A 14,690-nucleotide genomic window follows, 5' to 3' on the forward strand; every position below is an offset into this window, starting at 1 on the left:
CATCAGAATAAGTGTGAAGCGGCTCTGCTCAACCGAACCTGAGTCGCGCCGGCGCGTCAGGCGCCGGCGGGAGAACGCACTGGCCGGAGCAGAAACGCCGGAAGGTGCGAGTGATCGCCGGGCTCGGTATCGGCCTCGCGCTGGCGGCGCGGCTCGGGGCGGCCGATCGACGGCACATGCGATGGATTGGCTTGCTGGCGCGATCCACCGCGCGGCTCGGATGATTGCTTCGCTTCACGCGGAGGCCTCGCCTCCCGTGCGGGCCTCGGCTCACGTGCAGGTCTCGCTTCAGGAGCGGGCTGTGTCTCTGCGGAAGGCCTCGCCTCGCCGCGCGGTTCGCGGGGCTCGTGGCTGCGCTCACGATCGCGGCCACGCTGCGGCTTGCCGCGTCCGCCGCGGGAACGTTCACGGTCGCGCCCGCGCGGTTCGCGCGAACGTGCGCTCTGCTCGCCTGCGTCCGCGGGCACTTCGAAATCGCCCTCGGCGCGCGGAATACTCTGGCCGATCAGCTTCTCGATCGCCACCATCGACTTCTGGTCGAGCGGCGTCACGAGCGAGATCGCCATGCCGGACCGGCCGGCGCGGCCGGTGCGGCCGACGCGGTGAACATAGTCGTCGGGGTGGTGGGGGACGTCGAAATTGAAGACGTGGCTGACCTCAGGGATGTCGAGGCCGCGGGCGGCAACATCGGAGGCGACCAGCAGCGGCAGTTCGCCCTTGCGGAACTGTTCGAGCGCCGCCGTGCGGGCCGACTGGTCCATGTCGCCATGCAGGGCGCCGACGCTGAAACCATGCTTTTGCAGTGATTTGTGAACGACGGCGACCTCGCGCTTGCGATTGCAGAAGATGATCGCGTTCTGGAGATCCTTGGCCTCGCGCAGCAGGCGTCGCAGCAATTCACGCTTCTCATGCGCCTCGCGCCCGGCCGGGACCTGACACTGCGTGACGGTCACGGCGGTGGTGGCGGGCTTGGAGACCTCGACCTTCTGCGGATTATGCAGGAAGGTCTCGGTGATGCGCCGGATTTCCGGCGGCATGGTCGCGGTGAAGAACAGGGTTTGCCGCGTGAACGGGACGAGCTTACAGACGCGCTCGATGTCAGGAATGAAGCCCATGTCCAGCATGCGGTCGGCTTCGTCGATGACGAGCAGCTCCACGCCGGTGAGCAGGAGCCCGCCGCGCTCGGTGTGGTCGAGCAGGCGGCCGGGGGTGGCGATCAGCACGTCGACGCCGCGCGTCAGCTTGGCATCCTGGTCGCCGAAGGAAACGCCGCCGATCAGCAGGGCGACGTTGAGCTTCTGGCCGGCGCCGTAGCGGTCGAAGTTTTCCTTCACCTGCGCCGCGAGCTCGCGGGTCGGCTCCAGGATCAGCGTGCGCGGCATGCGCGCGCGGGCGCGACCCTTTTCGAGGATGGTGAGCATCGGCAGCACGAAGGCCGCGGTCTTGCCGGTGCCGGTCTGGGCGATGCCGAGCACGTCCTTGCGTGCGAGGACGTGGGGGATCGCCTGTTCCTGAATGGGGGTGGGGGTGGTGTAACCTGTGGCCGCCACTGCGGCGAGGACTTTTTCGGACAGTCCGAGATTTGAAAAGGACATTGAGCCTCTGGTCGAAACCGCCGTTCGGAATCGAGGGTAATTAAGGCTGTCGCGTTCCACCCCGAAACGGCGCGCTCTCAAAGAAGCTGGGGGTGCTGACTCACGCGAACAAAGCGCAAGGCTCAAGAATCGGTCTTCGATCTGAGCCGCGTCGCCCCGGAACATAGGCGGGAATCGGCCAAAGTCAATGGAGCGGGCGCGGGAAGACCCTAAAAAACCTGAGGTTTTTGCCCAAATAGCGGGCCCGGCTGGGCTTTTCCGCCTCCACCGCTAACCGGGCGATGGCTGCCGGAGGGACGGCTAACGCCCTTCCGGGCCCCGGGCCCGGAAATCGCCGGGGGCCATTCCGTAGGCGGCGTTGAAGACCCGGTAATAGGTCGCCAAGCTCTCGAAGCCGCAGGAGGTCGCGATATCAGCGATCAGCCGGTCCGGCGCCTCGCGCATCAGGCGGCGGCTCTGTTTCAGGCGTTCGTCCGTCACGGTCTGCGAAAAGCTCTTCGCCGCGGCTTCGAACAGCATGTGCAGGTGACGCACGGACACGCCGAGCTGGTCGGCCACCATCGCCGGCGCCAGATCGGGGTCTTGCAGATGGCGCGCGATCAGGCGGCGCGCCTGTGAGAGCCGGGCGGTCCGCAGCGCGGCCTGCCCACGGCGGCTGCCGGGCCGCACGATGCCGCGCTCGATCAGGGCCAGATGGGCCAAGGCCTGGACGAGCGAGGCTTGATCCAAGGAGGCTTGATCCAAGGAGGTCTGGGCGACTGAGGTCGCATCAGTGGCGCCGTTATCGCCCGCGGCGGCTTCATCGAGGTCGGCGAAGCAGGCGCCGAGCAGGGGCGCCAGGCCGGGATCGCTGAAGGTCCGGGGCGCAAGCTCGCGCATGCGCCTGTCCTGCGTGGAGAGCCTGCTCACGGGGATCTTCAGGATGCGCAGGTGGAAGCCGCCTGCGCCGAGCGGCGCGGTGCGATAGGGCTGGTCGGTATGGCTGGTGGCGAAGCTGCCGTTGGCGATCGCAAAGTCGCCGGTGCGCATGCCGCCGAACCAGCCGCCGCTGCCGAGCTGCTGGTAGACGCAGATGCTGTCGCCGGGCGCGTAGGCGATGTCGGAGTTGCTGCGCTCGACCGTGTAGTGCGACGCCTTCAGCTCGACGAGTCCACCGCCGCCGAGCTGGCGCAGCGAGAATTCGCCGTAGAAGTCCGCGCGGCGCTCGCGCTCGAGTTCGGCGGTGACGCCGAACAGGCCCTTGGACCGGACCTCGCGCCAATAGTCGAACCGGTCATGCGGCTCGACCTCGTCAGTACACCATCGATACACGGCAGCCCCCGCTTGCAGCGCAGCTTCCTAGAAAAAGCAGATTCCGGAGGAATCTGCCATAGTCCAGATGACGGAACCCGTGGGCTCTGCGCGTTGAACCGTCGATATGGCTGGACCGACTATCATCAACGGCAGAGGGTTCCAATGAATCGCTGTTCGAGGGGGCCGGCGGAGCGCCGTTCTGCAACGGGAATTTTACGATGACGCGTCGGCTTTTCAGAATTCTGGCGGCCCTTGGCCTTGCGGTGAGCCTGAGCGGCTTCGCGCTGCCCGCACAAGCCGAGAAGCGCGTTGCGCTCGTCGTCGGCAACAACGACTACAGGAACGTCCCCAAGCTCCTCAAGGCGGTCAACGACGCCCGCACCATGGGCGATACACTGAAGCAGCTCGGTTTCTCGGTGATGGTCGCCGAGAACCAGAGCCGGCAGCAATTCTCCGAGACGCTGCTCGCGTTCGACAGGACGATCGAGCCCGGCGACACCGCATTCTTCTTCTACGCCGGCCACGGCTTCGAGATCGCGGGCCAGAACTACCTGTTGCCGACTGACGTACCGGCGGCGACCGAAGGGCAGGAAGAGCTGGTGCGCGACGCTTCCATCCTGGCCGACCGCATCGTCGAGCGCCTTCAGAACAAGAAGGCGCGCACGTCGATCCTGGTGTTCGACGCCTGCCGCAACAACCCGTTCGAGCGCAAAGGCACCCGCGCGGTCGCCGGCGGCGGCGGCCTCGCGCCGATGGTGCAGCTGCCCGAAGGCGTGTTCTCGGTGTTCTCCGCAGGTCCCCGCCAGACCGCACTCGATCGTCTCTCCAACGACGACGCCAATCCCAATTCGGTGTTCACGCGCACCTTCGCCAAGGAGCTGCTCCAGCCCGGCGAGAACCTGGTGCAGGTGGCGCAGCGCACCCGCCGTCTCGTCAGCGAGATGGCCGACACCGTCAAGCACAGGCAGGTGCCGGTCTATTTCGACCAGATGGTCGACGACGTGTTCCTCAGTGGTGTTGCCAAGGACGCGACGGCCGCTGCGCGCCCGGCCGATCCGCCGCCGCAGAAGCTCGCGGCTCTCCCGCCGGTGTCGGTACCGCGCGTGCCGAAGGAAGAAACCACCAACGCGCCGATCGCCAGCTTCTCGCGGCACAATGGCGGCTGGAGCGTGGTGTTCTCCTTCGCCGACCCGACGCTCGGCATTTCCTGGCGCATGGCCGGCAATGGCGATTTCCGCGAGACCGGCTTCATCGACACGCTCGATCCGCGCACGCGCAAGCGGATGCCGAACCCGTCGATCGAATTGCCGCCGGATGCGCAGGCCGGCACCATCGAGGTCCGCTATGTCGATCAGTCCGGCGACATGCAGGGGCCATTCCCGATCAGGTTCGATCCCGAGGCCGCGCTGATCCGCGACCAGCGCAAGATTCTCGACATGACCGCGACGAGCTGGCTGTCGTTCCGCGAGTTCAACGGGCTGCTCGTCTATTACACGCATCTCGTGTCCTACCGCTGCGCCATCCGCGAGGTGCGCATCGGCATCGACACCGCCGTTCCGAACCAGGTGTTGAAGATGCCGGGCTGCGACATGCGCGATCCCAGCGCGATCAGCGCCGGCATGCCGCTCTACATGAAGCTTGCCCCGGCGACGCAGTTCGTCTCGGTGGAACTGACCTACCGCGATGGCAGCGTGTCGGAAATCAAGAGTTTTCGGGCCGCGAACCGCAGCAACAACTGAGCGGTCTGCGGTTCCATTGTTGGGCGGCGAGCGCAGTTGGCGCGGGAAACTAGCCGCGACGCTTCCCGATGTAGCGCTTGATGGAGTCGATCGCTTCCATCAAGGGCGGTGCAAGCGAGAAGAACGTCCCCATGGCGATCGAGATGACCACATGGCGAAGCAGGACCTTCTCCTGTTCCTCGAACGGATAGCCGTTCTGGTCGATCCGTGCCGGCGCGAGCGTGCCCGCCTCCTGAGGATCCGGCTTCCGCGGCTTGCGCGGCGGCAGCATGATCACGACGAAAAGCACGTTGATCAGCAGCCAGATGCCAAGCACTATCAGTATGGTGCGCAACGCGGGATCATCCTGAAATCAATCGAAATTATCAGCAACGCTACCGGCCATTCGGCGTTGCGGCAAACCAATTCCGGCTTGTTGCACCGCACAGAGTACTAAAGTTGTAAGCGAGGAGTTGATGACGGAATCTGATACCCCAGAGCACACCGTGCGTCACTCCGTGAGAACCCGATGTTGCATCGTCGGCGGCGGGCCGGCCGGCATGATGCTCGGCTATCTCCTGGGACGCGCCGGCATCGACGTCGTGGTGCTGGAGAAGCATGCGGATTTCTTCCGCGACTTTCGCGGCGACACCGTGCATCCCTCGACGCTCCAGGTGATGGACGAGCTCGGCCTGATCGATGGGTTCCTGAAGCTGCCGCACCAGCGCCTGCAGATGATGGACGGTCTGTTTGGCGGCACGCCCGTGCGGATCGCCGATCTCCGCCGGCTCCGCACCAAGTACCCGTTCATTGCCTTCATGCCGCAATGGGACTTCCTGAATTTCCTGCGTGAGGCCGGCCAGCGCTTCGCCTCGCTCAAGGTGATGATGAATACGGAAGCCGTCGATCTGATCCGTCGCGGCGAGACCATCGCCGGCGTGCGCGCGATGACACCGGATGGGCCGATCGACATCGAAGCCGATCTCACCATTGCCTGCGACGGCCGGCATTCGACGGTGCGCGAGCGTGCGGGGCTCCGCGTCGAGGAGATCGGCGCGCCGATGGACGTGCTGTGGTTCCGCGTCGGCCGCAAGGCGGACGAGACCGAGAACCTGTTCGCGCGCATCGAGCCCGGAAAGATGATGGTTACGTTCGAGCGCGGCGACTATTGGCAGTGCGCCTATGTCATCGCGAAGGGACAATACGAGGCGGTGAAGGCGAGGGGATTGCAGGCGCTGCTCGACGACGTCGTGCGCATGGCGCCGATCCTTCGATCCGGCATTGCCGATGTGAAGAGCTTTGACGACGTCAAGCTGCTCACCGTCGCGATCAACCGCCTGGCGCGCTGGACGCGGCCGGGCCTGCTTCTCATCGGCGATGCCGCGCATGCGATGTCGCCGGTCGGTGGCGTCGGCGTCAATCTCGCCGTGCAGGACGCGGTCGCGACCGCCAATTTGCTGGCCGACAAGCTTCGGCAGGGCTGCCCAACCGAGAATGAACTCGATGCCGTGCGCCGACGCCGCGAATTCCCGGTGAGGATGACGCAGCGCATGCAGGTGATCGTGCAGAACAACATCATCAGCGGCGCCCTGCAGGGCGGCGATCGGCCGCTGAAGGTGCCGCTGGTCGTGCGCCTGATCACTGCGCTGCCATGGCTCCAGGGTCTTCCGGCGCGCCTGATTGCGCTCGGCGTGCGGCCCGAGCACGTGCAATCCAAGGCCGCGCCGGCGTCATAGTGCAGGAGGTCGGTAGGGATAACGCGGCGTTAAATCGCGCGCCGCGCGTTGCGTGCGCGCAACAGCGCAAACGGATTCACGTCGTGCCGCTTGCCAATCCGGCGTCTTAACTTTCTTGATTCAAATTTGAGTAAGACCTGCGTGTGACCGTGCACCCATCAAAGGACACGGGGTGTACCATGCGTAACAAATTGATTGCCGCCTTCGCCTGCACGACCGCTCTGGTTTCGACCGGCGCCGCTTCAGCCGCCGATCTCGGTGCGCGCTACATGAAGGCGCCCGCCTATGCGGAGCCGCTGTTCAACTGGACCGGTTTCTATGTCGGCGGCCACATCGGTGGCGCATGGACCAACGAGCAGTTCATCAACAACGGGGCCGGCGCGCCGTTCGGCGATCTCGTTCCGGGCCAGGGCTATCGCCAGCGTGGCGCCGGCATCATGGGCGGTGCTCAGATCGGCTACAACTGGCAGGCCAACAACTACGTGTTCGGCATGGAAGGCACGATCTCCGGCCTCGACAACAAGGGTACGGTCGTCAACACCGCCTTCGGCGCCGCTGACGACATCTTCACCTGGCGCGCCAACGTGCTCGCGACCGTCGTCGGCCGCGCCGGCTTCGCCGTGCAGAACAATTTGTTCTACATCAAGGGCGGCTATGCCGGCGTGAACAACCGCCTCAACGTCAGCGACACCGTTGCGCCCTCGACCGGCTCGGGCGGTCAGACCCACTGGGCCAACGGCTGGACCGTCGGCGCCGGCTGGGAATACGGCATCACCCGCAACTGGATCGTCGGCCTCGAGTACAATTACGCGGCCTTCGGCAGCCAGACCTATCAGCTCGGCGGCACCTCGGGTAACTACACCTTCGATGCCAAGCCGCGCGACATCCAGTGGGCCGTCGTGCGCGCGAGCTACAAGTTCGACGCACCGGTCATCGCGCGCTACTGAGCACGTCAACAAACGACCGAAGCTAAAAAAGTACTGCCAACAACTGAAAGCCCCGGCTCCGTCCGGGGCTTTCTTCTGCCGATTCGCGCGTCGTTGTCGCCACGGGCGGGACGGCGCAGCGGATGGTCATCTCCGGAAACTGACCGTGACGGTGCATAAGGGTGCAGTAGGTAAATAGCACTTGCCTATTTCTGCCCCACGTACTCAGCGACGTATCGTTCAGCCATGTCGTTGATGCGGTGCGCGTCGGCGTGAACTACCGCTTCGGTCCCTCGGCCGTCGTCGCAAGGTACTGATCTCTCCGAACGTGAGAGCTTTCAAAGCCCCGGCATCTGCCGGGGCCTTTTCGTCGACCGCGGGGCAAGCTTACGCCATCACGGAGAATCCACCGTCGACGGGGATCGCAGTGCCCGTGACGAAGTTCGAGGCGGGCGAGGCGAGGAACACGGCGATGCCGGCGAAGTCGTCGATATCGCCCCAGCGTCCCGCGGGCGTGCGCGCCAGCACGCGCTCATGCAGTCCCGAGACCTGCTGCCGCGCGCCGCGGGTGAGGTCGGTGTCGATCCAGCCCGGCAGGATGGCGTTGACCTGGATGTTGTCGGGCGCCCACGCATTGGCGCACGCGCGCGTGTACTGCACGATGCCGCCCTTGCTTGCCGCATAGGCGGTGGCGAAGCTCGCACCGAAGATCGACATCATCGAGCCGATATTGATCACCTTGCCGTTGCCCGACGCCTTCAGCGCCGGATAGGCCAGCTTCGAGCACACGAAAGCGCTGGTTAGGTTGGTGTCGATCACCTTGTTCCACTCGTCGAGCTCGAGCTCGTGCGGCGGCTTGCGGATGCTCATGCCGGCATTGTTGATGAGGATGTCGATCCGGCCGAGCTCCTTGACGACGCGGTCGATCATGGCCGCGACCGCCGCCTTGTCGGTGACGTCGGTGGTGACGGCAATCGCCTTCACGCCGCGCTCTCTGAGATCGGCAACGGCAGCGGCCGACTTGGTTTCGTTACGTGCGACCACGGCGATATCGGCGCCGGCATCGGCGAGTCCGTGGGCGAGGCCAAGACCGATGCCGCCATTGCCCCCTGTGACGATCGCGACTTTGCCGCGGAGATCGAACCGGTTGGATGTCATATTTGTATTCCCTGGTTTCTTCTATTGGTTGCTCTGCCAGATCAGGACCAGTCCGAAGCCGGCCATGGCTGCGCCATAGCCGGCCCATTGCAACTGGTTGACCATGAAGCTCGACCGCGGCCAGGCGACGGTGCCCGTTCCCTGTCCGATCCAGAGCAGCCCGACGGCGAGGGCAAACAGGCCTGCGATCAGCAGAAATCTGCGCATGCATTCCTCCCCGTTGGTTTGCCTCTGTCGTGGCCTACGGCATCAACGATCGCCGCTTGTCACGAAAACTTCCCGCCAGACTAGCCGTAGCTTCGGTTTGGATACAATGGCTGCGGATGCAGGGCCGCTGGGAGGATCCATGTCCGTGCGGAAGATGATCCTTGGTAGCACCCTTGGCATCGCTGCTGCGGCCGCACTGGTGGCGGCCTATGCCGTCATTCCGCGTCGTGCGGATCTGCGGGCGTTCGATCCGGCCGAGATGGCGCGGCTCGAGACAGCGATGTGGCGCGACTATTACGACAAGCGCTATGCCGCGCTGTTCTACCATCTCTACGAATCGACGCGGACGCAGTTCGGCTTTTCGCCGCTAGGAAGCTTGCAGATCGCGTTCGGCGCCGCCGGGGCCGCCAGGACGTTCCAGCCGACGCGGTCACGCCGGGAGGCCGATGCGGCCCTGCCAGCGCTCGTTGGATACTACCGGGATCTTGCATCGGCCGCGCCCGCGGCATTCGACGCGCACGAGGCCGCCCGTCTCGAGCTTGACTGGTGGCGGGCGCGGCGCGAGGCGGTGGACCCGCGCGACTATGGCCTCACCATCGCACGCGTGGCGGCGCTGACCTACGGCAGGAGCGCGGACGATTCCGGCATCAGGCAGTTCGGCATCGCGCGGGCAGAGGCCATGGCGTTTCGCGATGCGCGGGGCGAGGCGATCGCCGAGGCCGACTGGGCGGGGATCGAGAACCGGCTTGGAGAGGCGTACCGATCTCTGAAGGCGAGCGTCGGCCGCTGACAATCCGGCAACGAAAAAGCCCCGGACGATGCCGGGGCTTTGACGTCTAACCAGACTGGATCAGGACCTGTCTCAGGAGTTGGGGCGCTTCAGTTGAAGCGGTAGACCAGCGACGTGCTGATGGTCTGGACCCAGGGCTTGAAGGTAATTGCGGTGCCCGTCAGACCCACCGCCGGCGCGCCGAAATTATTGCCCGGAGCAAACGTCGTGGGCCGGGAAATGCGGTCATAGCACGCCGAACGGTATTCGGTTTTCATGAACCAGCCGGGCGCAGCAATTCCGAAAATGTCGAGGTTGTTCTCGACGCCACCGCCAACGAAAAAGCCATCGCGGTGGAAGGAGCCAGTGGTCGTCTGCGTCGCGGTACTGGCGCCCGGTCCCACACCCAGAAACGTCTGAGACGTGCCTGACCATTCCGAACCCGAGTAACCGGCGTTGACGTAAGACAGGACATTGGGCGCAACGAGATAGCCTAACCGCGCGCCGGCCGTGTAGCTGGTGCGAAGCTTTTGGCGGCCTTCCGTTTGCCAGAAGGCGGGGTCGGTCAGCGAGCCACTGATGTCACCGAACTGTCCGTCAGCAAAGACGCCGGCCACCCAACGGCCGTTGAATTGCCAATCGTAACCGGCGCCGACGGTTCCAAACCAGCCGCTGCCGCCCAGGCGCGTATCGCGGGTTATAGCGGTGCCCGCCGGTCCGAAGGCACCGAACCCTCCGGCAACACCGGTGCTCTGGATGTTGCTGTCAGCGGACCACAGACCGCCGCCGCCACCGCCGAAGATGTAGAAGCCGGTCCAGCTTTGCACTGGCGCGGGCGCCGGAGCCTTCACATAGGGGCGGGCCCCAAGGTCAGCCGCCGCGGCCGAACCGGTCATCGCCGCCAATGCCGTCAGAGCGAGCAAAAACTTCTTCATGATTAAATCCCAACCTTGGTCTGTTCGGCGCGCGCGCTGAACTTCGAGTCATCGGATGACCAAGCTATAGGCGGTTCCAGCCAAAAAGCTGTTGCCGGTCAGGTACATATGAATTGGGAACGCAGAGCTTGAGGCGACGCCTCCGGACTGGCACGACCCGCTGGGGCACCGCGCACCGGAGCTCTCGATGTATCGAGCCTTGAACTCCGCAAAACAGAAGCCGCAACGAAAAAGCCCCGGACAATGCCGGGGCTTTGACGTCTGAATTTCAGAACAGATCAGTACTTCGCGACGACCGGACCGGTCCAGTTGAAGCGGTAGACCAGCGAGGTCGAGATCGTCTGGTTCCAGCTGTTGGCGCGGATGCTGTTGCCGGTCGGGAGGTTGGTGCCGTCGATCAGTTCGTCCTGGGTCTTGGCGTTGTAGAAGGCCGAACGATATTCGGTCTTCATGAACCAGCCGGGCGAAGAGATGCCGAAGATGTTCAGGCTGTTCTCGACGCCGCCGCCAACGAACCAACCATTGCGGTTGTAGCTGTTGAGGTGGGCACCAGCGGGAACGCCGGCCAGCGTCAGGAAGTTGGTCTGGCCGAAGTGAGCGCCGGAATAACCGCCGTTGACGTAGGAGAGAACGTTCGGAGCAACCAGATAGCCGAGGCGCACACCAGCGGCCCAGGAGTCTTCCAGCTTCTGCGAGCCGGTGATGCCGAAGAAGGGATCCTGAACCGTGCCACGGATGCTGCCGAACTGACCGTCAGCGAACACGCCGGCGACCCAAGTGCTGTTGAACTGCCAGTCGTAGCCGAGACCGACGGTGCCGAACCAGCCCGAGCCACCCTGGCGCTGGCCGATCGTCAGCGGAACCGCGCCGACCGTGGTCTGGACGGACTGATCGGAGTTCGAGAGGCCACCACCACCACCGCCGAAGATGTAGAAGCCGGTCCAGTTGGCGACGGGCGCCGGAAGCGGGGCCTTCACGTAGGGACGGGCAGCCAGATCGGCCGCCGACGCCGAGCCGGTCATCGCGGCAACCGCGGTGAGTGCGAGCAAAATCTTCTTCATCTTAAAATCCCCAAGCTTTGGTCTGTCCGGCAGGCGCGAGCGCACTGAAGTCCGAGTGATCTGATGCCCGGACTATAGCCGCTTTCCACCGAAATGCTGTTGCCGGACAGGCACAGTCGCCGGGAAACGCCGCTCGGCGAGGATTCCGGGCGTGATCGCCGAAATCAAAAATATCTCTATTATTACAATATGTTGCGTCATTTTCCGAAGATCGAATTCCGGTAACTTCTCGTTAGCAAATCCGGCTCTGTCCGAAATGGTAGCAATCCTGCCTCAGCCTTGGCGCCGGTGAGTCGTTGGCCGAGTCGTTCCGCCCCAAGATGAGTCGGGTAGCGGACGCGGTCTGGGTCGGGCGCCTCCGCGAGCAGCCGCAAACAAAAAAGCCCCGGCCGAGGCCGGGACTTTGTGCGTGACGTCGGAAGACTGCCTCAGACGTCCAGCAGCTCCTCGCTCGCAAACTCCGCCTTGTCCGAGATGAACGCGAAGCGCGCCTCGGCCTTGGTGCCCATCAGACGCTCCACCGAATCCGCCGTGGTGTCGCGGTCGTCGGCGAGCAGCACCACCTTTAGCAGCGTCCGCTTGCGCGGATCCATGGTGGTTTCCTTGAGCTGCGCCGGCATCATCTCACCGAGACCTTTGAAGCGGTTCACCTCGACCTTGGCGTTGGCGTTGAACTCGCTCTTGAGCAGCGTCTCCTTGTGCTTGTCGTCGCGTGCGTAGACGGACTTCGAGCCATGGGTCAGCTTGTAGAGCGGCGGCACCGCGAGGAAGAGGTGGCCCTCGTCGATCAGCCGCGGCATCTGCCGGTAGAAGAAGGTGATCAGGAGCGAGGCGATGTGGGCGCCGTCGACGTCGGCGTCGGTCATGATGATGATGCGCTGATAGCGCAGATCCTCTTCGCGATATTGCAAAAGCTGGCCGCAGCCGATCGCCTGCACGAGGTCGGAGAGCTGCGCGTTCGCCGTCAGCTTGTCCTTGCCGGCCGAGGCGACGTTGAGGATCTTGCCGCGCAGCGGCAGCACCGCTTGCGTCTTGCGATCACGGGCCTGCTTGGCGCTGCCGCCCGCCGAGTCACCCTCGACGATGAAGAGCTCGGAGCCCTCGGTGCCGGCATCGGTGCAGTCGGCGAGCTTGCCGGGCAGGCGCAGCTTCTTGCCGGCGGTCTTGCGTGCCGTTTCCTTTTCCTGGCGACGGCGCAGCCGCTCCTCGGCGCGGTCGATCACGAAGTCGAGCAGCCGGTTGGCCATGTTCGGATTGCCCGATAGCCAGTGGTCGAACGGATCCTTCATCGCCTGTTCGACGATGCGCTGCGCTTCTGCGGTGGCGAGACGATCCTTGGTCTGGCCCTGGAATTCAGGCTCGCGCACGAACACCGACAGCATCACGGCCGCGCCCACCATGACGTCTTCCGACGTAATGGATGACGCGCGCTTGCCCTGACCGACGCGCTCGGCGTGATCCTTCAGGCCGCGCAGCAGCGCGCTGCGCAGGCCGGATTCGTGCGTGCCGCCATCGGGCGTCGGCACGGTGTTGGTGTAGGACGACAGGAAGCCGTCGGCATCCGCGGTCCAGGCGACAGCCCATTCGCAGGCGCCGTGCGCGCCGTTGCGGCCTGATTTGCCAGAGAAGATGTCGGGATGCACCAGCGTGTCGGCGTGGATCGCAGCGGCGAGGTAATCCTTGAGTCCGCCGGGGAAATGGAACGTTGCTTCCGCCGGCACGTCCTCGACGCCCTTCAGGAGCTCGGGCGCGCAGTTCCAGCGGATCTCGACGCCGCCGAACAGATACGCCTTCGAGCGCGTCATCTTGAACAGGCGCTGCGGCTTGAACGCGGCCTTGGCGCCGAAAATGTCGGTGTCGGGCTTGAAGCGCACGCGGGTGCCGCGGCGGTTGTTGATCTTGCCGAGATCCTCGAGCTTGCCCTTCGGGTGCCCGCGCTCGAACGTCATGCGGTAGAGTTTCTGGCTGCGTGCGACCTCGACCTCGAGCAGCGAGGATAGGGCGTTCACCACGGAGATGCCGACACCGTGCAGACCGCCGGAAGTCTCGTAGACCTTGGAGTCGAACTTGCCGCCCGAATGCAGCGTGCACATGATGACTTCGAGCGCCGACTTTTTCGGAAACTTCGGATGTGGATCGATCGGGATGCCGCGGCCGTTGTCGGTGACGGTCAGGAACCCGTCGGCGCTGAGCTCGACTCCGATGAAGGTCGCGTGCCCGGCCAGCGCCTCGTCCATCGAGTTGTCGATGACTTCGGCGAAGAGGTGATGCAGCGCCTTCTCATCGGTGCCGCCGATATACATGCCGGGCCGGCGGCGCACCGGTTCCAGGCCTTCGAGCACCTCGATATCGGCCGCAGTGTAGTCGGCTTCGCCGCCCGTTCCGCGCGAAGCCGCCTTGGCGGGCGCACGCGACTTCGGCTCATCGCCGCCGAAAAAATCGTCTTTTGCTTTTGGCTTCAACTGCTTGGACATATATTTTGATGCACTTTGATGGCCGCGATGGCGGCGAATCGGTTGGGCCGACTATGCCACGGCTGGCCTGCAAAGGTCACCGCAGGTCCGCCCGGCGGGTGTGGGTGGGAGCCAATCCCGGCGATTTTACGCCGCAGGCCCCACCAATTCCCGGCAATTTGACACCTGGGCCCGGCTCAGGCCCGGCTTTGTGACTTGATGTCACACAAGTCCTTGGCTTACCAGTCCTTTTATCTGACAGGACCGTGACGGGGCGGGAAGGCAATCTGGAATGGAGCAGTACGCGCACGCGCTGGCCGATTTCGTGCGCGCTCACCAGGCTTGGGCGGCCCCGATCGTGTTCCTGCTCGCCTTCGGGGAGTCGCTGGCGTTCGTCTCGCTGCTGATCCCGGCCTGGGGAGCGCTGGTTGCGATCGGCGCGCTGATCGGGGCGAGCGGCATCAGCTTCTATCCGGTCTGGATCGCCGGCGGCATCGGTGCTGCGCTCGGCGACTGGGTCTCCTACTGGTTCGGCTATCGCTACAAGGAGCAGGTCGCCCAGATGTGGCCGCTGTCGCGTTACCCGGAACTGCTGCCCAGGGGCGAAGCCTTCGTGCGGAGCTGGGGCGTGCCCAGCATCTTCATCGGCCGCTTCTTCGGCCCTTTGCGCGCCTCGGTGCCGCTCGCAGCTGGCATTTTCGAGATGCCCTATTGGAGTTTTCAGGCCGCCAATTTCATCTCGGCGCTAGTCTGGTCCGCGGCGCTGCTGCTTTTTGGCGACGTGATCGCGAAGATCATGGAATGGATCTGGCGCGTGATCTGACCGGGCAGCTCGGCCG

Annotated in this window: 13 protein-coding genes; 5 read left to right on the plus strand and 8 right to left on the minus strand. The window is 64.6% G+C overall.

The features are described 5' to 3' along the window. Positions 1–56: 56 nt before the first annotated feature. A complete protein-coding gene (locus tag AC0L3X_RS03670; protein ID WP_063983517.1) occupies positions 57–1,595 on the minus strand; it encodes a DEAD/DEAH box helicase in 1,539 nt (512 codons plus the stop codon). Positions 1,596–1,895: 300 nt separating this feature from the next. Next, a complete protein-coding gene (locus tag AC0L3X_RS03675; RefSeq protein WP_354095344.1) occupies positions 1,896–2,906 on the minus strand; it encodes a helix-turn-helix transcriptional regulator in 1,011 nt (336 codons plus the stop codon). A gap of 200 nt (positions 2,907–3,106) precedes the next feature. Between AC0L3X_RS03675 and AC0L3X_RS03680 the strand changes: the two genes are divergently transcribed. Then, positions 3,107–4,627 (plus strand): caspase family protein, encoded by a 1,521-nt coding sequence (locus AC0L3X_RS03680; RefSeq protein WP_354113162.1) that lies wholly within the window; start codon positions 3,107–3,109, stop codon positions 4,625–4,627. A gap of 49 nt (positions 4,628–4,676) precedes the next feature. On the opposite strand, the gene AC0L3X_RS03685 is transcribed toward AC0L3X_RS03680, so the two are convergent. Beyond that, positions 4,677–4,961 (minus strand): hypothetical protein, encoded by a 285-nt coding sequence (locus AC0L3X_RS03685; RefSeq protein WP_028148780.1) that lies wholly within the window; start codon positions 4,959–4,961, stop codon positions 4,677–4,679. Positions 4,962–5,082: 121 nt separating this feature from the next. Between AC0L3X_RS03685 and AC0L3X_RS03690 the strand changes: the two genes are divergently transcribed. Beyond that, complete coding sequence (locus tag AC0L3X_RS03690; protein WP_354113163.1) at positions 5,083–6,342, plus strand: FAD-dependent oxidoreductase; 1,260 nt, start codon at positions 5,083–5,085, stop codon at positions 6,340–6,342. 179 nt (positions 6,343–6,521) lie between these two features. Further along, positions 6,522–7,289 carry an outer membrane protein gene (locus AC0L3X_RS03695; RefSeq protein WP_354113164.1) on the plus strand — a complete coding sequence of 256 codons (768 nt, stop codon included), beginning with the start codon at positions 6,522–6,524 and terminating at the stop codon, positions 7,287–7,289. Between the two features lie 366 nt (positions 7,290–7,655). Here AC0L3X_RS03695 and AC0L3X_RS03700 read toward each other — a convergent pair whose 3' ends face one another. Both AC0L3X_RS03700 and AC0L3X_RS03705 read right to left on the minus strand, forming a co-directional pair. Continuing rightward, a complete protein-coding gene (locus AC0L3X_RS03700) occupies positions 7,656–8,426 on the minus strand; it encodes an SDR family NAD(P)-dependent oxidoreductase (RefSeq protein WP_063983511.1) in 771 nt (256 codons plus the stop codon). Between the two features lie 21 nt (positions 8,427–8,447). Next, a complete protein-coding gene (locus tag AC0L3X_RS03705; RefSeq protein ID WP_007609848.1) occupies positions 8,448–8,633 on the minus strand; it encodes a hypothetical protein in 186 nt (61 codons plus the stop codon). Between the two features lie 139 nt (positions 8,634–8,772). Here AC0L3X_RS03705 and AC0L3X_RS03710 point away from each other — a divergent pair, with 139 nt between their 5' ends. Continuing rightward, positions 8,773–9,423: a hypothetical protein gene (locus tag AC0L3X_RS03710; protein WP_354131279.1), complete on the plus strand. Its 651-nt coding sequence runs from the start codon at positions 8,773–8,775 to the stop codon at positions 9,421–9,423. A gap of 89 nt (positions 9,424–9,512) precedes the next feature. Here the strand turns inward: AC0L3X_RS03710 and AC0L3X_RS03715 are convergent, their stop codons facing one another. The 3 genes from AC0L3X_RS03715 to parE form a co-directional block, all read right to left on the minus strand. Next, the gene (locus AC0L3X_RS03715; protein ID WP_473316262.1) at positions 9,513–10,337 is read right to left on the minus strand and encodes an outer membrane protein; all 825 of its coding nucleotides are present in this window, start codon (positions 10,335–10,337) and stop codon (positions 9,513–9,515) included. Positions 10,338–10,615: 278 nt separating this feature from the next. After that, positions 10,616–11,398, minus strand: coding sequence for an outer membrane protein (locus AC0L3X_RS03720; RefSeq protein WP_085401054.1), 783 nt, complete (start codon positions 11,396–11,398; stop codon positions 10,616–10,618). 428 nt (positions 11,399–11,826) lie between these two features. After that, positions 11,827–13,872, minus strand: a complete 2,046-nt coding sequence (gene parE, locus AC0L3X_RS03725) for a DNA topoisomerase IV subunit B (protein ID WP_071914292.1) — start codon at positions 13,870–13,872, stop codon at positions 11,827–11,829. Between the two features lie 271 nt (positions 13,873–14,143). On the opposite strand from parE, the gene AC0L3X_RS03730 reads away from it, so the two are divergent. Further along, positions 14,144–14,674 (plus strand): DedA family protein, encoded by a 531-nt coding sequence (locus AC0L3X_RS03730; protein WP_354113167.1) that lies wholly within the window; start codon positions 14,144–14,146, stop codon positions 14,672–14,674. Positions 14,675–14,690 lie beyond the last annotated feature (16 nt).

The organism is Bradyrhizobium sp. MI1.7, from assembly GCF_055811795.1.